This window comes from Arthrobacter sp. R-11 (assembly GCF_049913155.1).
In the GTDB taxonomy this organism is placed as follows: Bacteria; Actinomycetota; Actinomycetes; order Actinomycetales; family Micrococcaceae; genus Arthrobacter.
In genome coordinates, this window is record NZ_CP183979.1 from 1,422,126 (window position 1) to 1,445,275 (window position 23,150).

Genomic DNA, 23,150 nt, shown 5'->3' on the forward strand with positions numbered 1-23,150 from the left:
CAGGCCGGCGGAGCCTTCAGCGGCGGCGCTGGCGTGGATGGGACTTCTACTCCATTGAATCACTGAGCAAAACGAGCAAAATGCTGGCAATGAGCAGTATGCCAATCAAATCCGGCAAACCCCGGGATGTGACCCAGCTCGCCCTACATTCGTAATGCGCACCACACCGATGTGATGCCATTCATAGTTAGGAGCCGGCCGTGCTGGTACTGCTTGGATTCGCCATGATCGCGGTTTTCATGGCGCTGATCATGACGAAGAAGTTGACGCCGGTGCTGGCGCTGATCATCGTCCCCACCGTTTTCGGCCTGTTCGCGGGCGCCGGGCTCGGCATCGGCGACATGGTGATGACCTCCATGAAGTCGATGACCTCCACGGCCGCGCTGCTCATGTTCGCGATCGTGTACTTCGGCCTCATGATCGACGTCGGACTCTTTGATCCGCTGGTGAAGTTCATCATCCGCAAGCTCGGCAACGACCCCGCCAAGGTGGTCCTCGGGACGGCAATCCTCGCCGCCGCGGTTTCCCTCGACGGCGACGGCTCCACCACCTTCATCCTCACCACCGCCGCGATGCTGCCGGTCTACCTGCGCCTGAAGATGAGTCCTGTGGTGCTGACGTGTGTGGCCGGCCTCGCCAACGGCACTATGAACATCCTCCCGTGGGGCGGCCCCACCGCCCGTGCCGCGACCGCCCTGAAGATCGACGTCAACGACGTCTTCGTCCCCATGGTTCCGTCCCTCATTGCCGGCCTGCTGGTGGTCTTCGTCTTCGCCTGGCTGATGGGCCTCCAGGAGCGCAACCGCCTCCGCGCCTCCGCTCCGGAAATCTGGGGCGAGTTCGCCGATCTCGATGAAGCGTTCGACGGCGGCACCGGCAGCCGCGCCGCCGGCGGAACTTCCCGCGGTGGTTCCGGCAGCCGTCCCTCCGGTGTCCGCCCGTCCGGCAACGGCGCTTCCGGCAACGGCGGCGTGGCCGTCCTGGAACGCACCGAACTGCTCGTGGACGAGCAGGACTCGGCCATGGCCGACACCGCCCTCGACCCGAACCGCCCCACACTGCGCCCCAAGCTGTTCTGGTTCAACCTCGGCCTCACTGCCGCCGTCATGGTCATGCTTGTCATGGACCTGGTTCCGCTGCCCTACGTCTTCATGGTCGGCTCCGCGATCGCCCTGCTGGTGAACTTCCCGAAGGTCAAGGACCAGGGCGCCCAGTTGATCGCCCACGCCCCGTCGATCGTCGCCGTCGTCAGCATGGTCATGGCCGCCGCGGTACTCACCGGTGTGCTGAACGGCACCGGCATGGTGAAGGAGATGTCCGCCTGGCTCGTCCAGATCATCCCCGCCGAGCTCGGCCCGTTCATGGGCGTCATCACCGGCCTGCTGAGCATCCCGATGACGTTCTTCATGAGCAACGACGCCTTCTACTTCGGCGTCCTGCCGGTCCTGAGCGAAACCGCGGCCCACTACGGCGTCGGCGCAGCCGATATGGCCCGCGCCTCGATCACCGGCCAGCCCTTCCACATGCAGAGCCCGCTGGTCCCGGCCATCCTCCTGCTGGTCTCCTTGTCCAAGGTCGAATTGGGCGACCACCACAAGAAGGTCCTCTGGCGCTCCGCAGTCGTCGCCCTGGTCATGCTCGGCGTGGGCCTGCTGACAGGAGCTATCGGCGTCGGCTGAGCCGCGGCACGAAACAGGCATCCTCCGCGGAGGGTGCCTGTTTTGCGTTGCGGCCTGATATCTCTGACACATTCCGGCGAAATCTGGTTACCACTAATAAACATTGGTTTACTAGCGGTCGTGACAAAGATGTCACCGTGATCAAGGAGGCTCAAATGGGTATCGAACGCCGGACCATGCTGAAGGGACTGGGTGCAGGTGGAGTGGCGGGAGGGCTGGCGCTGTTCGCCCCCGGCCCGGCCAAGGCCGACGCATCGCCGGAGGTGCAGAACATCCTTTCCGCAGCGGTAGCTTGGCGGGTCACCGCCGCCGAGCGGGACATGCTGTACCGGCAGGCCTTCAACATCGCCCGCGACCGGCTCGACAACGCACTCCGGGGCGTCGGGCAGCGGCGGCGCGGCGCCAAGCCGCTGGCGTTCATTTCCGACGTCGACGATACGGTCCTGTCCTCCAACCCTTACTGGGAGATGCTGATCGCCGCCGGCAAGCAGGCCTTCGACGACGAGCTGTGGGATGCCTGGGTGCGGGACAACGGCCCTACGGCCACGCCCGGCGCCGTCGAGTTCACGCGCTACGCCGAAAGCCGCGGCGTGGAGGTCTTCTACGTTTCCCAGCGTGACCAGGGCCCGGACACCCAGCAAATCGGCGTTGCGAACCTGCGGCATGCCGGCTTGGCTTTCGCCGACGATGAGCACGCCGTTTTCCAGCGCGAGTCCTCCAACAAGGAACCCGCCCAGCAGGCCATCGCGGAGAAATACGAGGTCATCGCCTACCTCGGCGACAACCTCAACGACTTCCGACGGCGCTACTACGTCAAGTCAGTCGAAGAACGGCGAACCTTGGCCGCCGAGGACTCCGACCGTTTCGGCCGGGACTTCATCCTCTTCCCGAACAACACGGACGGCCACTGGATCCGTGCCATCTTCGGCACGAGCGAGCCGGCGGACACCCCGGAATACCGGTCGCGGATGCTCCTGGCAGCCCAAGGCAAGGTCTCCTAAGCCCAAAACACAAAGCGACGGCACGTGCACATGGTGCACGTGCCGTCCTGCTTTGTTTGGGCGGCCCCAAGGCTGGGGATGCGCGGCGGCAAGGCGACATATGCAGACAGAAAACGCTTCTACAGCCCTAGCGAGGCGAGGACCGAGCGCGGGTCTCCTGCACGATCGCCAGTTTGTCCGCGATGACGGCTGGGTTGGGAGCCCCCCACCACGTATCGTCTCGTGCTGCCGGATTAGTCTTGTGGTTCCACTGCGTGTTTGGGGGCTACCGCGGCCCGTTCCTCGGAGCTGTCGTGTGTGTTCGCGGTGGCCTCCTTTTTCTGTACCCGGCGCGCCCATGCTGAGGTCACGATCGGGCAGAGGACTGCGGAGACGACGACCGATGCTGCCACGAGGACGGTGGCGTGGTCGGCGGCTGGGGCGTAGACGGGGTTGGCTGTGGCGATGATGGCGGGGACAAGCGCAGCGTTGCCGGCTGTGGTTGCTGCGGCGAGGCCGGCAACGCCGTCACCGCCGGTGAGTTTGTCGGCGAGCAGCAGCACGGCGCCGCCGACGAAGACCACGAACAGGCCAAGGGCGATGCCGAGGAGCCCTGCTTCTACGACTGCGTTGAGGTTGATGGTCAGGCCGAGGGACAGGCCGAGGAACGGCACCATGGCAGGTACCAGTGGGGCCAGGAGATTCCGCATGTTCTTGTCCAGGTTTCCAAGGAGCATGCCCAGGGCCAGCGGGAGGATGGCGCCGACGAGTGCCTGCCAGGGGAAGGCGGACAGTCCTGCGATGCCGAGGGTAACCATGGTCAGGAAGGGGCCTGATTCCAGGGACAGGATGGAGTAGGCGCCTGCGTCCCGCTTGCGGCCGAACTGGCCCATGAGAGAGATGTAGAGCCCGCCGTTGGTGTCGTTGAGTGCGGCGACGAGCGCGAGGGTTGAGAGGCCTACGAGGATTCCTGAGTCGATGGGTGCTTCACCGAGGAAGTGTCCGGCGATGACGCCGATGAGGATGGCGAAGAGGATTTTGGAGCCGAGCAGTACGCCGCCCTTCTTAAGGATGTAGGGCGTGGATTTGACTTCGAGTGTTGCGCCAAGGCAAACGAAGAACACGGCCAGCAGGGGTGCCAGGCCGGTGAAGAATGCGCCGGTGAAGGATCCGAAGAATTTTCCGGCGTCAGGTGCCAGGGTGTGGATGACGGCGCCGATGCCAAGGGGCACCAGCATCATTCCGCCGGGGACTTTTTCCAGGGCTTTCTTGATGGGAATCGACATTGATTTCTCCTGTGAATGGCTGGGGTGTGCTTGGTCCGCGTGTTCCTGGGCGGGTGGGGGTGTTTAGCTCAGGCCCGGGATGAGCAGGACTTTGCAGGCGTCTCCGGTGAGCAGTTCGACGGCTTCGTCGATGTCGCTGAGCTTCTTGCGGTGGGTGATGAGCCAGTCCAGTTCCAGCTTCCCGGAATCGAGGAGCAGCAGGCTTTGTTCCCAGGTTTCCCAGAGCCGGCGTCCGAAGATGCCGCGCAGGGTGATGCCCTTCTTGTTGATGTAGGCGGCGATGTCGACTTCTGCGGGGCGGCTGGGGTGTCCGACAGTGATGACGGTGGCTTCGCGGCGGACGGCTTCGAAGAGTGTTGCCAGGGTGCCGGGGGCTCCGGAGCATTCGAAGGCGACGTCGAAGCCGCCGCGGCGGCCGGTCAGTTCGCGGCAGCGGTCGACGATGCCGTCGTTGGGGTGCAGGGCGGTCGCGCCGAGTTTCTCGGCTTGGGCCCGGCGGTACGGGTTTGGGTCGACGGCGATGACATGGCTGGCGCCCATGAGCAGTGCCAGGTTCACGACGACGAGGCCGACGGGACCTGCGCCGCTGACGAGCACTGCCCGGCCTGCGACGGAGTAGTCGGCGCGCTGGATGGCGTGGACGGCGACGCCGGCGGCTTCGAGCAGGGCGCCGGATTCCAGGGACAGGCCGGTGGGGAGCTTGACACAGATGTCCTGGGGGACGGAGGCGTACTCGGCGAAGACGCCGTCGATGTGCATTCCGAGGATGCCGGTGCGTTCGCAGGTGTGTGCGTCGCCGGTGCGGCAGGGGAAGCACTGGCCGCAGGTGAGGTGGCTTTCGAGGGCGACCTGGTCGCCGACCTTGAGGCCGGTCACGCCGGGGCCAACTTCGACGATGGTTCCTGCGCCTTCGTGGCCGAGGATGACCGGGAGGTTGAGGTTGAATGCCTGGGCTGAGGGTGTCCATTCGTAGAGTTCGCGGTCGGTGCCGCACAGGGAGGCGGCTCCTACTTCGATGACGACGGAGCCTTCTGTGGCTTTGGGGTCGCCAGCGTCGGTGACGTAGGTGACGCCTCGCTCGGCTGCGTTCTTGACTACTGCCCGCATGGGGGCCGCCTTTCGTTGGTTCTGGTGATGCGTGGGGGAAATTGCTTGTGGGTCAGCCGGGGAGTTGGCCGGCGAAGCGGCGCAGAATGTCGGTCGGGCCGACCTGTCCGCCTTTGAGCAGGAGCCTGCACCCGCTTACTACGGAGGCGCCGTCGGCTTTCAGGATTGGGCCTGCCGTGACAAATTGGTCCGACACCCGGAGCTGGCGTACGCCCATGGCGATGAGTGCATGGCTGGAGGTATCACCGCCGCAGACGGCGATGTCACGGGTGAGCCCGGCGTTTGCCATCCGGGCGGCGATGCCACCGATCAGTGTGCCGACGTAGCCGGCATCCACCGGCGTACCGGCACCGTAGCGGGGGTCCGCCGCTCCGCGGGTGGTGTGCACGACGACGTTCCTGCTTGCCCGGAGGGCAGCGGAAACCTGTTCGTCGAGGGCTGCCACGAGGGTTCTGTCATCGCGCTGCAGCAGTTCGGCGGGCACGGGAACGTCCTCCCAGCCATTGGAGACAGCGTCGTTGATTTGTTCCGCGGTGGTGCTGGAGGCTGAAGCGCTGACGGCCAGCACCGGACCGGTCGCGCGCTGCAGCCCGGGGGTACGGGGAGTCTGGTCCGAGATGGACCGTGCCAGGGCTGCCATGATGCCGCCGGAACCGACGACGACGGACGGGCCGTGGCCGTGTTCTTCCCGGGTGAGGGCTTCAGCGATGGCGTCCATCTGGTATTCATCAACGGCGTCGACGACGAAGGCCTGCGCTCCGGGTTCCCGGCGCCGGTCCGCCCAGGAGTCCTTGAAGGTGCCGTCCTCATACGCGGGCAGGTGGATGGCTCCGGGCACCCGGGTGCCGCCGAGCTGCTCGGCCAGGACCTGGCGGAGGTCCGCCTCGGACATGGGGGTGGACGGGTGCCGGGACATCACCGGATGGCGGTCCAGCCGGTAGATCTTGCCGGCATGGGTCGCGTAGTGGTTGCTGAAGGCGGTGTAACGGCCGAAGCCCGGTTGAGCCGGCACCACGGGAATGGGGCCGTGCAGGGGGAACTGCTCATGGAGCAGCTGGATCCCGCGTCCGATGCTTCCGACAGTTGTGGAGCTGTCGAACGTGGAGCAGACCTTGTACAGCAGCACGTCCAGGTTCAGGGCCGCGATGCCGGCAAGGTCACGGGTGACCAGGGTGTCGAACGCTGCCCCGGACAGGGACCGTGCCGGACCTGCGAACCCGACGACGTCGGTGTCCGTGGGCAGCGGCGCGTCGCCGATGACCAGCGCGGCTTCCAGGCCGTAGCGGTGGGACTGGGCCAGGACGTCGGCGGCTCCGGTGAGGTCGTCGGCGACGAAACCGAAAGCTGGCATGTCAGGCACCTTTCCTGAACGTCTGGACCGCATGCAGCAGGGCGTCATCTCCAGTTTCCGCCCGCTTGGTGGCTGCAGTCTGCAGCGGCACCCCATCCACTGCGGCTTCCCAGGCCTGGCGCAGGCTGCGCACCCCGGCCCCGGGACCGTCCGGGTGGGCTGCGACCCCGCCGCCGGCCAGCATCATCAGGTCCGTGGAGCCGACAGCGTCGAAGGTGGGCCCGGGGGTGGTGACGTTCTGCCCGGAAGACAGGACGGGCAGCGGTGCGATGGTCTCCCCCAGGGGTTCAAGCAGGCTGCGGATGTTCGCGGTCACCTCTTCGTCCAGTTCGTAGAACTTGCTGCCCAGTCCGCTGGCGTGCAGGTGGTCGGCGCCGGCAAGGCGGGCCATCTGCTGCCAGACGCGGTAGTCCATGCCCAGGGCCTTGGACCGCATGGAGGCGGCGAGACCCGCGCGGTGGCCGTGGATTGGGACCTCGGCGAAGCTGCGGAGCAACGCCAGGGCCGGCATTCCCATCACCGGGATGTTCAACATCACGCAGCGGCCACCGGCTTCAACAACCAGATCGTGGCGCTCTTGCAGCCCGGCGAGGTCGCCGGTGATGTTGAAGGCATACATCGTCGAGTGGCCCGTGATCTGCTCTGCGGCACGGATTTCCTCGGTGGCGACCGCGACCCGGCGTTCCAGCGGCAGGTACGCCGGATCAGTCATCAGCTCGTCGTCCTTGATCAGGTCAATGGACGCCATCGCCAGATCCCGGACAACCAGCCGGAACTCTTCTTCCGAGAGCCCGACATTTGGCTTGACGATGGTGCCGACCATCACGCCCTGAACGTCACTGATGAGCTTGCGCGTCCCCTCGATGCCGAATGCCGGGCCGGGGTGTGCGGCGACAAAATCCCCGGGCAGCTGCATGTCCTGGAGCCGGCAGGCGTACAAATCACCCAGCTCGAAAAGATTGCCTGCCATAGCAGTCTGGAGGGTGGCCAGATCGGTGCCGACGTTCTCCATCGGAAAGTCAACGGTCACCAAGGCGGCGCGGACTTTTTCCGGGTTGGACCGTGACGGCAGTGAGGGCCGGCAAAAGCCAAGCTCCTGAACATCCGATATCCGGGCGGCGTGCCGTTCCCGGATCCGGGCGGATTCGCCGGGCACCGGCAGGAACGTGCCGCTGGACTGCTCGCCCGCCATGATGGCCGCGGCCTTCTCGGGCTCAATCTCAGACTCCAGGTAGTAGGTGCAACGCACCGAGCGCGGGTCGCGCATGGAACTCTCCAATTCGAGGGGTTTAGAAACTCACGTATCCGACTGTCACCTGCGCGTACTCTCACTTCGCTCATGCACCAATACGGGCTCAAGCAGGTGACTGGCACTTCGTATCCACGGCATCTTCCGCGATCCCTGGTCCGAAGTTGCACGTAGGTTCGAAGTTGTACGTACCTTTGATACGTACAATAATGGGTGGCGTAGGTCACGTCAAGGCCGATCGAAAACACTGCAGACCGCTAGAGATGCAGCAGGAGGGCTAAGATTTGCACAGCGGCAGAGGAGTTAGCGTGAGTTTGGAACCAGCAGAACCAACATCGGAGCCGGCGGGGCGCAGCGGTGGCCTGAACCGGGAAGCCGGAGGCCCGCTCCACGCGCAAATCCGGGACATCCTGCACCGGCAGATCGTGGACCTGGCACTGTCCCCGGGCTCCTCTCTGCCCACCGAAGAGGAACTGCAAAGGCAGTTCGGGGTCTCCCGGAGCGTCGTTCGCCAGGCCCTGTCAGGCCTTGCCGACCTGGGCCTGATCCGACGCCAGCGCGGCCGCGGCAGCGTAGTGGCCGCAACGCCTGTCCTTCGACGTCACGTTCAGCGCGCCGGCGGCCTGGATGAGCAGGCGGCCGCGCACGGGCAACGCCTGCGCACCCATGTCCTCAGCGTGGAACCTTCCGAACCGCCCCAGGCGGGCATCGAGGCTCTCAATACCACCAACACCTGGAAAATCGAGCGGGTCCGCTACCTCGACGATCTTCCGGTTGCCTTCATGCGCACCTGGGTCCCGCGCGACTTCTTCCCGCACTTCACCGCGGAACTGCTCGAAAACTCCTCGCTCCTCGGCCTAATGCGCGATCACGGTTACCACCCCGTCGGCGGACCCCGCCAGATACAGGCCGTATCTTCAGATCCCGACCTGGCACGGAAACTGAACATCAACGCCCGGGAACCGCTGCTTCTGCTTCAGGGTGTCACCCGGGACGCCCTCGGCCATGGTCTCGAATGGTTCAACGTCTGGCACAGCCCTAACACCGTCTTCGACGTCGACGCACAAGTCACCAGCCAGCCAGGGCGCGTCTCCCATGAGCACATCCGCCGCCTGCGCAACCTGACCCGGCAACTTGAATCGGAACTAGCCGACCTGGAACGAGGAGCACGCTAAAGCGCGCCGCACGTCCAACCGGCCTCTGAAGGATCGTCCGGTTCGCCGCCGGAAGCCAGCCACGGCCGACAGCCGGAAGGTGACGCGGCGCCGGGCGCGGAAGCGGCTCTTGAGCCAGCACAACCAAAGTAGACTGGTCCGGAAAACCATTTGAACTTGCAGGGGAGATCCATGGCTGCGATCAACCGTGACGATGTGGCGCATCTTGCGCGGCTCGCTCACATTGAAATGAGTGCCGAAGAGCTGGACCGGATGGCGGGCGAACTCGCCGTCATCGTGGACTCGGTGAAGTCCGTCAGCGAAGCCGCCGGGGACGACGTCCCGGCCACGTCCCACCCGATCCCGCTGAGCAACGTCTTCCGCGAAGACGTCGTTGGCCACACTTTCACCGCCGAGCAGGCGCTGTCCGGTGCTCCGGACGCCGCGGAGGACCGCTTCAAGGTCCCGGCCATCCTGGACGAGGACTAAGAAGATGACTGACAGCACCGAACTCATCCGCCTCTCCGCCGCAGCCCTCGCAGCAAAGCTTGCCGCGGGCGAAGTGACCTCCGTCGAGGTGACGCAGGCCTACCTGGACCGCATCGCCGCCGTCGACGGCCAGGTCAACGCCTTCCTGCACGTCAACGCCGAGGAGGCGCTCGCCGTCGCCGCCGAAGTTGACGCGATCCGCGCCGCCGGCGGAGCTGCCGCCGGGGAACTGCACGAACTCGCCGGCGTTCCGATCGCCGTCAAGGACCTGATCGTCACCATCGGCCAGCCCACCACGGCCGGTTCGAAGATCCTCGAAGGCTGGCACAGCCCCTACGACGCCACGGTCATCAAGAAGCTGCGCGCCGCGAAGATGCCCATCCTGGGCAAGACCAACCTGGACGAATTCGCCATGGGGTCCTCCACCGAACACTCGGCCTACGGCCCCACCCGCAACCCCTGGGACCTGGACCGCATTCCAGGCGGTTCGGGCGGCGGCTCCGCTGCCGCCGTCGCTGCCTTTGAAGCGCCGCTGGCGCTCGGCACGGACACCGGCGGGTCCATTCGCCAGCCCGGCGCGGTCACCGGCACGGTGGGCGTGAAGCCCACCTACGGCGCGGTGTCCCGCTACGGCGCCATCGCCATGGCCTCCTCCCTTGACCAGATCGGCCCGGTCTCCCGGACCGTGCTGGACTCCGCGCTGCTGCAGGAAGTCATCGGCGGCCACGACCCCTACGACTCCACCTCCCTGACCGATCCCTTCGACAACCTGGTCGAGGCCGCACGCACCGGCAACGTCACGGGCATGAAGATCGGCATCATCAAGGAACTGCACGGCGAGGGCTACCAGGCCGGCGTCGAGAACCGCTTCAACGAATCCCTCGAGCTGCTCAAGGACGCCGGGGCGGAAATCGTCGAGGTCTCCTGCCCGAACTTCAAGTACGCCCTGGGCGCCTACTACCTGATCATGCCGTCCGAGGTGTCCAGCAACCTGGCCAAGTTCGACGGCGTCCGCTTCGGCCTGCGCGTGCTGCCCAAGGAAGGGCCCCTGACCATCGAGCGCGTCATGGGTGCCACCCGCGCCGCCGGCTTCGGCGACGAGGTCAAGCGCCGCATCATCCTGGGCACCTACGCCCTGAGCGCCGGCTACTACGACGCCTACTACGGTTCGGCCCAGAAGGTGCGCACCCTGATCCAGCGCGACTTCGACGCCGCGTTCGCCCAGGCCGACGTGCTGATTTCCCCGACGGCGCCCACCACGGCGTTCAAGCTGGGGGAGAAGCTCAACGACCCGCTGGCCATGTACCTCAACGACGTCGCCACCATCCCGGCGAACATGGCCGGCGTCCCCGGCCTGTCGCTGCCCGGCGGCCTGGCCGATGAGGACGGCCTGCCCGTGGGCATCCAGCTGCTCGCCCCGGCCCGCGAGGACGCCCGCCTTTACCGCGTGGGTGCCGTCCTCGAATCGCTGCTCGAAGAGAAGTGGGGCGGCCCGCTGCTTGACCGTGCCCCTGAACTGCAGGCTCCCGCGATCGGCGCCGCAAACACCGTGGGAGGTTCCAACTAATGTCCGTCGACACCGTCCTCAGCTTCGAAGAAGCCATGGAGAAGTACGATCCCGTCCTTGGCTTCGAGGTCCACGTGGAGCTGAACACAAAGACGAAGATGTTCTCCTCCGCTCCGAACGTCTTCGGTGACGAGCCGAACACCAACGTCAACGAGGTGGACCTCGGCCTGCCGGGCGTCCTCCCGGTGGTGAACAAGGCCGCCGTCGAGTCCTCCATCAAGATAGGCCTCGCGCTCAACTGCAAGATCGCCGAATCCTGCCGCTTCGCCCGGAAGAACTACTTCTACCCGGACACCCCGAAGAACTTCCAGACCTCCCAGTACGACGAGCCCATCGCGTACGACGGCTACCTGGACATCGAACTCGAGGACGGCACCGTGTTCCGCGTCGAGATCGAGCGGGCCCACATGGAAGAGGACGCCGGCAAGCTCACCCACATGGGCGGTTCCGCGGGCCGCATCCAGGGCGCCGACTACTCGCTGGTGGACTACAACCGCGCCGGCGTGCCGCTCGTCGAGATCGTCACCAAGCCGATCGAGGGCGCGGGCAGCCGTGCGCCGGAGCTCGCCAAGGCCTACGTGGCCGCGGTCCGCGAGATCGTCAAGAACCTCGGCGTTTCCGACGCCAAGATGGAACGCGGCAACGTCCGCTGTGACGCCAACGTCTCCCTGCGCCCGCACGGCCAGGAACGCTTCGGCATCCGCTCCGAGACGAAAAACGTGAACTCGCTGCGCGCCGTCGAACACGCCGTCCGCTACGAGATCCAGCGCCACGCCGCCGTCCTCGACTCCGGCCAGCCGGTCATCCAGGAGACTCGCCACTGGCACGAGGACACGCGCACGACGACGTCGGGCCGCGCCAAGTCCGACGCCGACGACTACCGCTACTTCCCTGAGCCGGACCTGGTTCCCGTCGTCGCCTCGCGTGAGTGGGTGGAGGAACTGCGCGCCACCCTGCCCGAGCCGCCCGCCGAGCGCCGCAAGCGCCTGAAGGAAGCCTGGGGCTACTCGGACCTGGAGTTCCGCGACGTGGTGAACGCCGGCGTCATGGACTCCATCGAGGAGACCATCGCCGCAGGTGCCAGCGCCTCCGTGGCCCGCAAGTGGTGGATGGGCGAGATCGTGGGCAGGGCCAAGACGGCCGACGTCGACCCCGCCGAACTCGGCGTGACGCCGGAAACCATCGTGGAGCTCAACAAGCTCGTCGAGGGCGGCAAGATCAACAACAAGATGGCCTCCCAGGTGCTGGACGGCGTCCTCGCCGGCGAAGGCACCCCGGAGGAAATCGTCGAGAAGCGCGGCCTTGCGGTTGTGTCCGACGATGGTCCGCTGCTGGAAGCCATCGACGCCGCCCTGGCCGCCCAGCCCGACGTCGCGGAGAAGATCCGCGGCGGCAAGGTCCAGGCCATCGGTGCGATCGTCGGCGGCGTCATGAAGGCCACCCGCGGCCAGGCCGACGCGGGCCGCGTGCGCGAGCTGATCCTGGAGAAGCTCGGCGTCGAAGGCTAACGGCTTCTTCCCAACTGGGTCGCAGTTAACGTCGTTTTGAGCCCTCAAAACGACAACAACTGCGACCCAGTTGTGTCTGGATCCACAGCAGGCACACAGCTTCAAGGCACATCATGGAGTCATCAGTTCTTTGCTGCCCGCCCCTTGCCGGTCCGGGGAGGAGCGGAGAAAGGATCAGGCCATGTCCACCATGACTCCGGGCGTCCGCACGGCCCTTATCGCGGGCGGTGTCGCCGTCGTCCTGGGCGGCGGCAGTGTGGCTACCGTGTGGGCCGCCAACCAGATCATCCCGCTGTACACGGGCGCTTCGCCTGCGGGCACGGCATCGCCTTCACCCGGTGCAACATCGCCCGCCACGCCGTCGCCCGGCAACGGCAACTCCAAGCACTTCCCCGTGATGCCACGCGTTCTTCCGGGCCGGGGGATCCACGGCGAGTTCACGGTGAAGAACAATGACGGCAGCTACACGACAATCGTGACCCAGACCGGCACGGTGCAGTCCGTCAGCGGTTCGAACATCACCGTCAAGAGCGAGGACGGCTTCACCCAGAGCTACGCGCTCGCATCGACGACCGCCATCGTCAAGATCCCCGATTCCGGACCCGGCATGCAGGGCCGGAGGCCGTTGCCCCAAACCATCAAGGCCTCCGATCTGAAGGCGGGGGACACCGTCCGGGTCTCCGCCACGAAGAACGGCGCAACGGTCACGGCCACACGCATCGTCACCGGGACCTGGCCCGCGGGGCTCAATGGGACTGTGCCTTGGGACATGGGGCGGCAGCACCGCCACGGGGGCAACGTCTAGGAGGCGTTAGCAGGCGTTAGGACGAGGCCTTCAGTAGCGGCGCGCGGTTGCTTGCGCGCGCCTCCGGCCAAGTGCCATGGCTGAAACCTGATTTTTGTGCGCAGTTTCAATCAACATCTTGCAAACTCTGCAGGCGTCACTTATGGTTTGTTAAACGGTTAACGAGCGTGGCCTGGATCACAAGGCCTACCGGGCCGCACCTGATCCCGCGGGACTGCACCGCGCGCCATGAGCAAGAGGAGAACGCATGAACTCGACGACGGAGGCAGTTCCGGCCCTGCCGGACGCGGACCGCGTCCCGGCACATGCCGGAGGGCGCATCCCGGGCCTTGGAAAGGGAAAGCCCGCCAAGGCGAAGCGCAGCAAACCGCGGACCCAGGCCAAGCAGAGCTTCCGCTCCCGCCTGCGGCGCGACAAGCAGATGCTGCTGATGATGGTCCCGGGCATCGTCTTCCTGCTGCTGTTCTTCTACATCCCCATCCTTGGCAACATCATCGCCTTCCAGGACTACCAGCCGTTCCTGGGCATCGGGGACAGCCTATGGGTCGGCTGGCAGAACTTCGTTGACCTGTTCGCCAACCCGGACTTCCTGCAGGCCTTCTGGAACACCCTGTACCTGGCCGCCTGGCAGCTGGTCTTCCTGTTCCCGGTGCCGCTGGTCCTGGCACTGATCGTGGACTCGCTGATCAGCATGCGCATCCGCAGGGTCTTCCAGAGCATCGCCTACCTGCCGCACTTCCTGTCCTGGGTGCTGGTGATCGCGCTGTTCCAGCAGATGCTCGGCGGCGCCGGATTCATCAACAACACCCTGCGCCAGTTCGGCATGGACCCGATTCCGTTCATGACCAACCCGGACACCTTCCCGGTGCTCGTGGTGGTCCAGATGATCTGGAAGGACGCCGGCTGGGCAATGATCATCTTCCTCGCCGCCCTGGCCAGCATCGACGCATCCCTTTACGAAGCGGCAGCGGCCGACGGCGCCGGGCGCTGGCGCCGCATGTGGCACATCACGCTCCCTGGACTCCGCCCGGTGATCGTGCTGCTGCTGATCCTCCGGATCGGCGACATCCTCTCGGTCGGCTTCGAGCAGTTCATCCTGCAGCGCGACGCCGTGGGCGCGGGAGCCGCCGAAGTGCTGGACACCTTCACCTACTACACCGGCGTCGTCGGCGGCGGCTGGAGCTCCGGCGCCGCGGCCGGCCTGGCGAAGGGCGTGGTCAGCGCCCTCTTGATCTACGCCGCGAACAAACTTGCCCACCGCTTTGGCGAAGACGGCATTTTCGCAAAGAAAGTCGGCTAGCACATGGCAATCACACTTTCCCCGGAAAAACTCCCGCTGGGCCGCAAGGCCAAAGCCCGCAAGCCAAAGGAACTGAGCTACAACCCGAAGCGCCCCGTCTGGAAGGAGCGGCCCTCGCCCCTCTACCAGACCATCAAGACCCTGGTCCTGGTGCTCTTCAGCGCCTCGATCATCGTGCCGATCCTGCTGGTGGTTTCCACCTCGCTGGCGGACAAGGACCAGCTCGCCAAGGCCGGCGGCTTCGTGCTCTGGCCTGAGCGGCCCACCCTGGAGGCCTACCAGACCATCTTCAACGGCCCCATGGTGCTGAACTCCCTGGGCGTCAGCGCCTTCGTCACGATCGTCGGCACCATCCTCGCCCTGTTCGTCACCATCACCATGGCCTACGCCACCAGCCGGCCGGTGCTGTTCGGCCGTCCCGTGGTCCTCGCGGTGCTCTTCACCCTGCTGTTCGCCCCGGGCTTGATCCCGTCCTTCCTCATGATCAAGCAGCTCGGCCTGCTGGACAGCCTGTGGTCGCTGATCCTGCCGGGCATCTTCGGGGCCTTCAACTTCGTGGTGATGCGCTCCTTCTTCATGAACATCCCGCAGGAGCTCATCGAAAGCGCCCGCATCGACGGCGCCAGTGACTGGACCATCCTGTGGCGGATCGTGATGCCGCTGTCCAAGGCCGTGATCGCCGTCGTCGGGCTGTTCTATGCGGTGGGTTTCTGGAACTCCTTCTTCAACGCCCTCCTCTACATCAACGACCACAGCAAATGGCCCATCCAGCTGCTGCTGCGCAACTTCGTTGTCCAGGGCTCCGGCGCCGCCGACGGCCTGGGAATCTCCTCGGTGCCGCCGAGCCAGTCCATCCAGATGGCCGTCGTCGTGGTGGCCCTGGTCCCGATCCTGATGGTCTACCCCTTCCTCCAGAAGCACTTCACCAAAGGCGTCCTCACGGGCGCCGTGAAGGGCTGAGCTTTTCCAAGATGTCCATACCCAGTTGAAAGGCATGAACACATGAGTGCAGCACCCCTTAACACGGGCTTCAGCCGCCGGGGCTTCCTCGGCCTGGCCGGCCTTGCGGTCACGACGGCGGGCCTTGCCGCCTGCGGTGGCGGCGGCACCTCCGGAGGCAGCGGCGGAGCGGCCGCTTCCGCCGGGGTCAAGCTCCCCACCTACAAGGAGTTCACCGGGGTCACCGCCGATCTCGCAGGCAACTCCAAGGGCCTGCAGGCAGCGTTCTTCAAGCTGCCCGAAGGCGTCACCTCGGTCAAGGAAGCCCCGCTCAAGGGCAAAGTCACCGGCTTGACCGAAACCTTCGACACCATGAGCCCGGGCATGAAGGACAACCCCTTCTGGCAGAGGCTCAACGCCAAGCTCGGCGGCGAACTGGAACTGCAGATCGCCGAGGACATCGGTGACGGCTACCCGGCCAAGTTCGCCACGGTGCTGGCCAGCGACGACCTGCCGGACATGATGTGGGTCCCACCGAACCAGGGCATCCCCAATGTCGGCCCCATGCTGGAGGCGAAGTTCCAGGACCTCACTAAGTACCTCTCCGGGGACGCCGTCCTCGAGTACCCCAACCTTGCCGCGCTGAAGCCGGACTCCTGGAAGACCGCCGTCGTGAACGGCAAGATCTGGGGAGCACCCATCCCGAGCACGCCGTTCGGACAGATCATGTCCGGCCGCCGCGACGTGTGGGAGAAGGTGGGCGGCCTGAACGCGGCCTCGGCGGATGAGTTCCTGGAGAAGGCGAAGGAGCTCACCCGGCCCGCGGAACGCAAGTACGCACTGGAACCGGCCTACGTGAACGTCCTGCACATGGTCACCGAATGGTTCGGCGCTCCCAACTCCTGGGCCGTCAATAAGGACCGCACCCTGACCCACCTGTTCGAGACCGGGGAGTACGCCGCCGGTGTCGAGTTCACGGCCAAGCTGTTCGCCGCCGGGGTCTTCTATCCGGACGTGAACGTCCCGGACATCCGCAACCGCGTCGCCAATGGCAGCGTCGCCGGTCAAGTCCTGGTGGGCCCGCACGACATCAAGAGCTACCGTGGCTTCAACAAGGACCAAGGATTCGACATCCTGGTGCCGTTTAGCGCGGACGGCAAGGTCAAGCCCACGTACGACATGGGCTACGGCACGGTCGGCTTCACCCCGTTCAAGAAGGCCGATGAGGGCAAGATCCGGGAACTGCTGGCCCTCATCAACTACCTCTCCGCACCGTTCGGCACCGTGGAGTACATGCAGAAGAACTTCGGCGAGGCCGGCAAGGACTACTCGCTAGACGCCAAGGGCAACCCGCAGCTCACCGAGTCCGGCACCACCAACCTGCCGGGCCTGGTGTCGGCGCTGAACATCATGTCCAGCCCGGAGAACGTGGTCTTCAACCCCGGCTTCGACGACGACACCAAGTACGTCAACGAACAGCAGAAGAAGCTCCTTGAACTCGCCTGGCGCAATCCCACCAACGGCACCTACTCGGACGCGAACTCCAAGGTGGGCGCCAAGATCACCAAGCAACTCCGGGACAAGGTGGTGGACATCATCACCGGCCGCGCCAAGATGTCCGAGCTGGACGCCGCCGTCAAGCGCTGGAAGTCCGGAGGCGGGGACAAGATCCGCGACGAATACCAGGCGGCGCTGCCGTCCGACGTCCCGGTCTTCCGCGCCTAGGCAGCCACGACACGGCAGACTGGGGCTGCAGCACACCAGAAGGGGGAAAGCATGGCCAGGACAGCAGGTAGCGGAATACGCCCGACCATCCGCATGGTCGCGGCGGAAGCTGGCGTCTCCACGGCAACGGTGTCCTATGTGATGTCCGGCCGGCGGGGCGAGGGCGGGCCGGGGGTTTCGGACACCACCGTGGAACGGGTGCGCGCCGCTGCGGAGCGGCTGGGCTACCGGCCCAACCAGGCGGCCCGGGCCATCCGCACCGGACGGACCAACACCGTGATCCTGTCCCTGACCATGCTTTCGGACCCCTGGTCCCTGTCCGTGATCGAGGCCGTGCAGAAGGCGGCCGCGCCCCTGGGGATCACTCCGCTGATCCTCGGTGACGCGGACTGGGTCAAGGTGCTGCAGAGCCACGACGCCGATGCTGTGTTCGTGGACGCCGTCAGGGAAGGGCAGCGCGGTGCCCTGGCCGATCTCGCCGCGCGCGGCTCCACCTTGGTGGTGTTCGACGAGGAGCTTGAAGCCGCCGGCTTCGACGTCATCCGTTCCGTCGCCGGACCCGGCTGCACCCTCGCGGTGGAGCACCTGCTGGCGGGCCACCGCAAGGTGGGCTGCCTGGTGCCCTCCCGGGAGGGGCGGCCCCCGGCCGGGCAGCGCTATGAGGCCTACACCTCCGCGCTCGCCGCCGCGGGAATCGGCGTAAACGAGCACTACGTAGGCGCCTTCGACGGCACCACGGCGGGCGCCTACGCGGCCACCATGCGCCTGCTCAGCCGCGATGACCGGCCCACCGCCCTGTATGCCACCACGGATTACGCCGCCGTCAGCGCGGTGAACGCCGCGCAGCGGCTCGGGCTGACCGTCGGCCGCGACGTGGACATCATCGGCGTCGGCAACGCCATCGAGGGCGAACGGATGTCGCCCTCTCTGAGCACGGTGGGTCCGGTGGACTTCTTCGAGCGGGTGGCCCGGCTGCTGCTCAAGAGGGCCGTCGACGGCGGCAGCACCCCCGCCGCGCCCCCTGCGGTCCTGGACTTCCCCTGGCAGCTCTTTGTCAGGGAATCGGCCCCGCACCGCACTGCGGCCAACAGACTTTATTGAGAACAGAAAGAAGCACGAAACACATGGGAACCGAAGACTTGAAGATCGGCGTGGTGGGCTTCGGCCTGCGCGCAGGGCTGTGGCGCCACGCGCACAAGCCGGGGCAGGGATCGGAGGTGACCATCGTCTGCGATACCAGCGAACGCGGCCGGGCCGATGCCGCGGAGCGCATCCCCACCGCCAAGGTGACAGGCGAGCTCCAGGAACTGATCGACAGCGGAATCGACGCGGTCCTGGTGCTCACCCCGGACAACCAGCACGCCGCCGTCGCGGTCCGCACTCTCAAGGCGGGCATCCCCACCTTCTGCGAGAAGCCGCTGGACATCACCATCGAGGCCGCCGATTCGATCCTGCAGGCCGCCTACGACAGCGACACCCGGCTGTACGTGGGCCACAACATGAGGCACATGCCCGTGGTGGTCCAGATGCGCGAGCTGATCGAACAAGGCAGGATCGGCGAGGTCAAGGCCGTCTGGTGCCGGCACTTCGTGGGCCACGGCGGCGACTACTACTTCAAGGACTGGCACTCCGAGCGGAAGAACGTCACCTCGCTGCTGCTCCAGAAGGGCGCGCACGACATCGACGTCATCCACTGGCTGGCGGGCGGCTACTCCAAGCGCGTGTCCGCCGTCGGCGAGCTCGCGGTGTACGGCAAGGTGACGGACCGCAGCGACAACAGCAGCAAGCGCATGGGCGAGTGGTTCTCGCTGGAGAACTGGCCGCCAACCGAACAGCACGGGCTCGCCGAGCGGATCGACGTCGAGGACATCTCCATGATGAACATGGTGCTGGACAACGGCGTGCTCGCTTCCTACCAGCAGTGCCATTTCACCCCGGACTACTGGCGGAACTACACGGTGATCGGCACCACGGGCCGGATCGAGAACTTCGGCGACGGGCCGGGGGAGCGGATCGGCCTGTGGACCAAGCGCACTCCGGGATACGCCGAGCCGGACGAAACCGTCACCATCCAGGACGGCGAAGGCGGGCACGGCGGCGCCGACCCGCGCCTGATCGCCGAGTTCCTGCGCTTCGCGGCCGACGGCGGTCCGACCCAGACGTCGCCAGTCGCCGCCCGGCAGGCCGTGGCCGCCGGCGTGCTGGCCGCCGAATCGCTGCGGGCCGACGGCGGCGCCCGGGAAGTGCCCGCGCTCCCGGCCGAACTGGTGGCGTACTTCGAAAACGGCCAGCCGGCGCCCGTCCCCAGCAGCTAGCCCGGGGAGGAGACGAGCTCGTTCACGACCTCCCTCAGTACTTGTGCCACCTTCTGGACGGCCTGCCGGCGGGCGTTCTCGGGCCGGATCAGCATGTCGATGCGGCGCCGGGTGGCGATGCCTTCGAGCGGCCTGAGGACCACGCCCTGGGAAAGGGCCGCGGCGGCGGCGGTGTGCCGGGGCAGCAGCCCCAGCACACCGCTGCCCGCCACCACGGCCGCCACCGTGGCGTAGTCGTTCACGCGGTGGGCGATGTGCGGGGCCCGGCTCGCCACGGCGGCGACGGCGGCCAGCACGTCCGCGGGGGAGTAGCCGGGGCGGCTGGAGACCCAGCTTTCGCCGGCGACGTCGGCCGGGGACAGGGAGCCCTTGGCCGCCAGCGGGTGCCCCGCGGGAAGCGCGACGTCGAAGGGTTCCTCCGCGAGCGGCAGCACCAGGATCCGGTCCGTGGGCCAGTCCTCGCTGTGCGCCATGCGGTGCGCGAGCACGATGTCGTAGCGTGCGGTCAGGGCCGGGAATCCCTGCTGCGGAACGTCCTCGTCCGCCAGGCGCAGGCGGGGGACACCGCTGTCGGGAGTGCCGCCGTCGTTCTCTGCCGTCGCGGCGAGTCGGCCTGCCAGCCGCCCGAAGATGGCCTGGCCCGCGCTGTGGAAGGCGCTGACGGATACCGTTCCGGCGGGGTCGTCGTGATAGCCGCCGATCGCCGCATGCGCGTCGGCCATGGCACGGATGACGGCCCCGCCGGCGTCGGCGAGCACCTGGCCGGCATCAGTCAGCACCAGGTTCCGGCCCTCCTTGCGGGTGAGCGGCACCCCGGCGCTGCGCTGGAGGAGGGTGAGCTGCTGGGACACGGCGGAAGGCGTGACCATCATGGCCTCGGCAACGGCCTTGACGCTGCCGAGTTCACCGAGTTCACGCAACACCTGAAGCTGGCGGACATCCATAAGCCAATCCTAAAGTGTCCGTCAGTTCGATGTAGCAGAACCTGAATCTCCTTCGGCGCGAACGTACAGTTGCGGCCCCGGAATCCCGATTTTGGGGGCCGCAAGTGTACGTTCGCGCTCAAGGGGAGGCGGGCCTAGAGGCCGTTGCGCACCACGGTTCCCTGCGCGACGACGGCGCGCACCTTCTCGAGGGCGGTGCCGTCGCCCAGCGGGTCGGCGTCCACCACGACGGCGTCAGCGAAGGCGCCGGGCACGAAGCGGCCGGCCTTGCCTTCCCAGTTGAGCAGGCGTGCGGCGTACGTCGTTGCCGCACGCAGCGCCTCGAGCGGGGACAGCCCGGCCTCGTGGAGCAGCCTGACTTCCTTGCCCAGCGGGGTGACGTCGTTGCCGAAGGAGTCGGTGCCGGCCACCACGGTGACGCCGGCCTCGTGGGCGGCGAGGACGGCGGCCTTGTGGATGGGCGTGTACTCCTTGCCGCGGGCGGCGAGGATCGGATTCGACGAGGTCGCCATGCTGGAGATCGCGTCCATGGTGGGCGTGAAGTAGGTGCCGCGGCGGGCCATCTCGGCGATGGTCTTCTCGGAGACGAAGACGCCGTGTTCGATACTGCGGACGCCGGCACGCACGGCACCGTCGATGCCTTCTGCGCTGTAGGCGTGGCACAGCACGCCGGCGCCGCGGGCGGCCTTGACGATCGAGGAGATCTGCTCGACGCCGTAGACCAGTTCGCGGGGGTCCTGCTCGGGCAGGCCGGCGCGCGGGTTGGCGCGGGTCTTGATGACCTCGGCGCCGCGGGAGAGGTTCACCTTGGTGAGGTAGGCCAGGTCCTGCGGAGACGTGATGCCGTTCCTCAGGGCCGCGAGCGGAGCAAGGTCGGGATCTGCCAGGATCGAGTCGCCCTGCTCCGGCGAAATGAACAGGCCGGCCGGACGCATGCGCGGCGAGACGCCCGGTGCCCACGCGGGGAGTGCGGCGAGGGCGATGTCCTGGTAGAAGCTGCTCGAGCCGCTGCGGACGCCCGTGACGCCGCCCTGCAGCAGGAGCCGGGCATCGGACAGGGCGTTGGCATGGACGTGCACGTCCACCAGACCCGGAACGACCCAGCGGCCGGAGGCGTCCAGAACGGCGGCGCGGTGGGCGACGGCGGCGACGGCCTTGCGGGTGGCGTCGCGGGTACCGACGGCGGCGACCTTGCCGCCGTCGAGCACCAGCACGCCGTCCTCCAGACCGTCCCCGGTCAACGGGTCGACGACGGTACCGCCTTCGATGATGACGGCACCGGGGACCGCCGGGCTGCCGGGGTAGTTGGGGCCGGCAGGGCTCCCGCTGGCCTGTGCGGCCGGTGCCGACGCGAGCTGGGCGGTGACGCCGGCGACTGAGATGCCGGCCAGGGCGGCGGCGCTGGCGAGGACTCCGCGGCGCGAAGGGACGGCGGACGGGACGGCCGCGCTGCTTTGGTCATGCAAGCACATGGTTACTCCTTGAGGGAAAACACAATCCTTGGGGAAGGCACAATGGTGCCCGTGGTACCCATCACCATATTTGGTATACCAAAGTAGATTCAAGCTGTTCCCCCGCAGCGCTGTCCGCGAATTCGGACAGTGTAGATCTTCCTAAACTGTTGAGTGAGATACTTGAGCTTGTTCTAAGTCGTTTGAAGGCATGTAATGGGAGCCATGAAGGCTCTCTACAAGTCCGGCCCGCACGCCGGCTTCGAACTCGTTGACCGGCCCGAACCCGAGGCGGGCCCCGGCGACGTCAAGATCCGCGTGATGACCACCGGCATCTGCGGCACCGACCTGCACATCCAGTCCTGGGACGCGTGGGCGCAAAGCATCATCGAAACCCCGCTGATCGCCGGCCACGAGTTCTATGGCGAGGTCGTGGCCGTCGGCGAGGACGTACGGGACGTCAAGGTCGGGGACAGGGTGTCCGGTGAAGGGCACGTTGTGTGCGGCATCTGCCGCAACTGCCGCGCCGGCCGCCGCCAGATGTGCATCCACACAGTCTCCGTGGGCGTGCAGCGCGACGGCGCCTTCGCTGAGTACGTCGTAATTCCCGAAACCAACGTCTGGGTGCACCACGATCCCTCGGTCACCCCTGAACTCGGCGCCATTTTCGACCCCTTCGGCAACGCCGTCCACACTGCCCTGAGCTTCCCGCTGGTGGGCGAGGACGTGCTCATCACCGGTGCCGGCCCCATCGGCCTGATGGCCATCGCCGTTGCCCGCCACGCCGGTGCCCGCAAGATCGCCATCACGGACGTCTCCGAGTCCCGGCTGGAACTGGCCCGCAGCATGGGCGTGGACCTCGCCGTCGACGTCTCCAAGATGCGCATAAGCGAGGCCCAGAAGGAACTGGGCATGCGCGAAGGCTTCGATATCGGCTTGGAAATGTCGGGACATCCCACGGCCCTGCCTGAGATGATCGACAACATGAACCACGGCGGACGCATTGCCATGCTCGGCCTGCCCAGCCAGTCGATCGACATCGACTGGGGCAAGGTGGTTACCCACATGCTTACGCTCAAGGGCATCTACGGCCGCGAAATGTTCGAGACCTGGTATGCCATGAGTGCCATGCTCTCCTCCAACCCCGCGCTGCACCGCAACATCTCCGCCGTCGTCACGGACAAGCTGTCCGCCACCGACTGGGAGAAGGGCTTCGAGATCGCCCGCGCCGGCACCGGCGGCAAAGTTGTCCTCGACTGGACCGAACTCTAACTTCACCGGACCCTGATTTTCACCGGACT

The 23,150-nt window shown here is 66.5% G+C and carries 19 protein-coding genes; 13 read left to right on the forward strand and 6 right to left on the reverse strand.

What is annotated here, in order from left to right; all coding sequences use genetic code 11:
* Positions 1-200 precede the first annotated feature (200 nt).
* Complete coding sequence (locus ACN9M4_RS06260) at positions 201-1,679, forward strand: CitMHS family transporter (RefSeq protein WP_426302687.1); 1,479 nt, start codon at positions 201-203, stop codon at positions 1,677-1,679.
* A gap of 155 nt (positions 1,680-1,834) precedes the next feature.
* Positions 1,835-2,680: a 5'-nucleotidase, lipoprotein e(P4) family gene (locus ACN9M4_RS06265; RefSeq protein WP_426302688.1), complete on the forward strand. Its 846-nt coding sequence runs from the start codon at positions 1,835-1,837 to the stop codon at positions 2,678-2,680.
* Positions 2,681-2,913: 233 nt separating this feature from the next.
* Here the strand turns inward: ACN9M4_RS06265 and ACN9M4_RS06270 are convergent, their stop codons facing one another.
* The 4 genes from ACN9M4_RS06270 to ACN9M4_RS06285 form a co-directional block, all read right to left on the reverse strand.
* Entirely contained in the window at positions 2,914-3,945 is a 1,032-nt protein-coding gene (locus tag ACN9M4_RS06270; RefSeq protein ID WP_426302689.1) for a 2-keto-3-deoxygluconate permease, read from the reverse strand.
* A 63-nt stretch (positions 3,946-4,008) separates the two neighbouring features.
* Entirely contained in the window at positions 4,009-5,052 is a 1,044-nt protein-coding gene (locus tag ACN9M4_RS06275; protein WP_426302690.1) for a zinc-dependent alcohol dehydrogenase, read from the reverse strand.
* A gap of 52 nt (positions 5,053-5,104) precedes the next feature.
* Positions 5,105-6,403 (reverse strand): four-carbon acid sugar kinase family protein, encoded by a 1,299-nt coding sequence (locus tag ACN9M4_RS06280; RefSeq protein ID WP_426302691.1) that lies wholly within the window; start codon positions 6,401-6,403, stop codon positions 5,105-5,107.
* Between the two features lies 1 nt (position 6,404).
* On the reverse strand, positions 6,405-7,670 hold the full coding sequence (locus ACN9M4_RS06285; RefSeq protein WP_426302692.1) for a RuBisCO large subunit C-terminal-like domain-containing protein: 1,266 nt from the start codon (positions 7,668-7,670) through the stop codon (positions 6,405-6,407).
* A gap of 290 nt (positions 7,671-7,960) precedes the next feature.
* Here ACN9M4_RS06285 and ACN9M4_RS06290 point away from each other — a divergent pair, with 290 nt between their 5' ends.
* From ACN9M4_RS06290 to ACN9M4_RS06335, 10 genes are all read left to right on the forward strand, one after another.
* The gene (locus ACN9M4_RS06290; RefSeq protein ID WP_426302693.1) at positions 7,961-8,827 is read left to right on the forward strand and encodes a GntR family transcriptional regulator; all 867 of its coding nucleotides are present in this window, start codon (positions 7,961-7,963) and stop codon (positions 8,825-8,827) included.
* Between the two features lie 171 nt (positions 8,828-8,998).
* A complete protein-coding gene (gatC, locus tag ACN9M4_RS06295) occupies positions 8,999-9,295 on the forward strand; it encodes an Asp-tRNA(Asn)/Glu-tRNA(Gln) amidotransferase subunit GatC (RefSeq protein WP_070350810.1) in 297 nt (98 codons plus the stop codon).
* Positions 9,296-9,299: 4 nt separating this feature from the next.
* Complete coding sequence (gene gatA / locus ACN9M4_RS06300; protein WP_426302694.1) at positions 9,300-10,862, forward strand: Asp-tRNA(Asn)/Glu-tRNA(Gln) amidotransferase subunit GatA; 1,563 nt, start codon at positions 9,300-9,302, stop codon at positions 10,860-10,862.
* Positions 10,862-12,370, forward strand: coding sequence for an Asp-tRNA(Asn)/Glu-tRNA(Gln) amidotransferase subunit GatB (gene gatB / locus ACN9M4_RS06305; protein WP_426302695.1), 1,509 nt, complete (start codon positions 10,862-10,864; stop codon positions 12,368-12,370). The genes gatA and gatB overlap by 1 nt, the downstream gene beginning before the upstream one ends.
* A 181-nt stretch (positions 12,371-12,551) precedes the next feature.
* On the forward strand, positions 12,552-13,175 hold the full coding sequence (locus ACN9M4_RS06310) for a DUF5666 domain-containing protein (RefSeq protein ID WP_426302696.1): 624 nt from the start codon (positions 12,552-12,554) through the stop codon (positions 13,173-13,175).
* Positions 13,176-13,422: 247 nt separating this feature from the next.
* Positions 13,423-14,475, forward strand: a complete 1,053-nt coding sequence (locus ACN9M4_RS06315; RefSeq protein ID WP_426302697.1) for an ABC transporter permease — start codon at positions 13,423-13,425, stop codon at positions 14,473-14,475.
* A gap of 3 nt (positions 14,476-14,478) precedes the next feature.
* Positions 14,479-15,435: a carbohydrate ABC transporter permease gene (locus ACN9M4_RS06320; RefSeq protein ID WP_426302698.1), complete on the forward strand. Its 957-nt coding sequence runs from the start codon at positions 14,479-14,481 to the stop codon at positions 15,433-15,435.
* Between the two features lie 42 nt (positions 15,436-15,477).
* Positions 15,478-17,139, forward strand: coding sequence for a sugar ABC transporter substrate-binding protein (locus ACN9M4_RS06325; protein ID WP_426302699.1), 1,662 nt, complete (start codon positions 15,478-15,480; stop codon positions 17,137-17,139).
* A gap of 51 nt (positions 17,140-17,190) precedes the next feature.
* Entirely contained in the window at positions 17,191-18,240 is a 1,050-nt protein-coding gene (locus ACN9M4_RS06330) for a LacI family DNA-binding transcriptional regulator (RefSeq protein WP_426302700.1), read from the forward strand.
* 23 nt (positions 18,241-18,263) lie between these two features.
* Positions 18,264-19,454: a Gfo/Idh/MocA family protein gene (locus ACN9M4_RS06335; RefSeq protein WP_426302701.1), complete on the forward strand. Its 1,191-nt coding sequence runs from the start codon at positions 18,264-18,266 to the stop codon at positions 19,452-19,454.
* Here ACN9M4_RS06335 and ACN9M4_RS06340 read toward each other — a convergent pair.
* Complete coding sequence (locus ACN9M4_RS06340) at positions 19,451-20,398, reverse strand: LysR family transcriptional regulator (protein ID WP_426302702.1); 948 nt, start codon at positions 20,396-20,398, stop codon at positions 19,451-19,453. The genes ACN9M4_RS06335 and ACN9M4_RS06340 overlap by 4 nt on opposite strands.
* A gap of 134 nt (positions 20,399-20,532) precedes the next feature.
* A complete protein-coding gene (locus tag ACN9M4_RS06345; protein ID WP_426302703.1) occupies positions 20,533-21,870 on the reverse strand; it encodes an amidohydrolase family protein in 1,338 nt (445 codons plus the stop codon).
* Positions 21,871-22,074: 204 nt separating this feature from the next.
* Here ACN9M4_RS06345 and tdh point away from each other — a divergent pair, with 204 nt between their 5' ends.
* Positions 22,075-23,121 (forward strand): L-threonine 3-dehydrogenase, encoded by a 1,047-nt coding sequence (gene tdh / locus ACN9M4_RS06350; protein ID WP_426302704.1) that lies wholly within the window; start codon positions 22,075-22,077, stop codon positions 23,119-23,121.
* Positions 23,122-23,150: the final 29 nt, after the last annotated feature.

Excerpts from the sequence above, each read along its gene's own strand:
- ACN9M4_RS06265 (WP_426302688.1), top strand. The coding sequence starts at position 1,835 with ATGGGTATCGAACGCCGGACCATGCTGAAGGGACTGGGTGCAGGTGGA.
- ACN9M4_RS06270 (WP_426302689.1), bottom strand. The coding sequence starts at position 3,945 with ATGTCGATTCCCATCAAGAAAGCCCTGGAAAAAGTCCCCGGCGGAATG.
- ACN9M4_RS06275 (WP_426302690.1), bottom strand. The coding sequence starts at position 5,052 with ATGCGGGCAGTAGTCAAGAACGCAGCCGAGCGAGGCGTCACCTACGTC.
- ACN9M4_RS06280 (WP_426302691.1), bottom strand. The coding sequence starts at position 6,403 with ATGCCAGCTTTCGGTTTCGTCGCCGACGACCTCACCGGAGCCGCCGAC.
- ACN9M4_RS06285 (WP_426302692.1), bottom strand. The coding sequence starts at position 7,670 with ATGCGCGACCCGCGCTCGGTGCGTTGCACCTACTACCTGGAGTCTGAG.
- gatC (WP_070350810.1), top strand. The coding sequence starts at position 8,999 with ATGGCTGCGATCAACCGTGACGATGTGGCGCATCTTGCGCGGCTCGCT.
- gatA (WP_426302694.1), top strand. The coding sequence starts at position 9,300 with ATGACTGACAGCACCGAACTCATCCGCCTCTCCGCCGCAGCCCTCGCA.
- gatB (WP_426302695.1), top strand. The coding sequence starts at position 10,862 with ATGTCCGTCGACACCGTCCTCAGCTTCGAAGAAGCCATGGAGAAGTAC.
- ACN9M4_RS06310 (WP_426302696.1), top strand. The coding sequence starts at position 12,552 with ATGTCCACCATGACTCCGGGCGTCCGCACGGCCCTTATCGCGGGCGGT.
- ACN9M4_RS06315 (WP_426302697.1), top strand. The coding sequence starts at position 13,423 with ATGAACTCGACGACGGAGGCAGTTCCGGCCCTGCCGGACGCGGACCGC.
- ACN9M4_RS06320 (WP_426302698.1), top strand. The coding sequence starts at position 14,479 with ATGGCAATCACACTTTCCCCGGAAAAACTCCCGCTGGGCCGCAAGGCC.
- ACN9M4_RS06325 (WP_426302699.1), top strand. The coding sequence starts at position 15,478 with ATGAGTGCAGCACCCCTTAACACGGGCTTCAGCCGCCGGGGCTTCCTC.
- ACN9M4_RS06330 (WP_426302700.1), top strand. The coding sequence starts at position 17,191 with ATGGCCAGGACAGCAGGTAGCGGAATACGCCCGACCATCCGCATGGTC.
- ACN9M4_RS06335 (WP_426302701.1), top strand. The coding sequence starts at position 18,264 with ATGGGAACCGAAGACTTGAAGATCGGCGTGGTGGGCTTCGGCCTGCGC.
- ACN9M4_RS06340 (WP_426302702.1), bottom strand. The coding sequence starts at position 20,398 with ATGGATGTCCGCCAGCTTCAGGTGTTGCGTGAACTCGGTGAACTCGGC.
- ACN9M4_RS06345 (WP_426302703.1), bottom strand. The coding sequence starts at position 21,870 with ATGTGCTTGCATGACCAAAGCAGCGCGGCCGTCCCGTCCGCCGTCCCT.
- tdh (WP_426302704.1), top strand. The coding sequence starts at position 22,075 with ATGAAGGCTCTCTACAAGTCCGGCCCGCACGCCGGCTTCGAACTCGTT.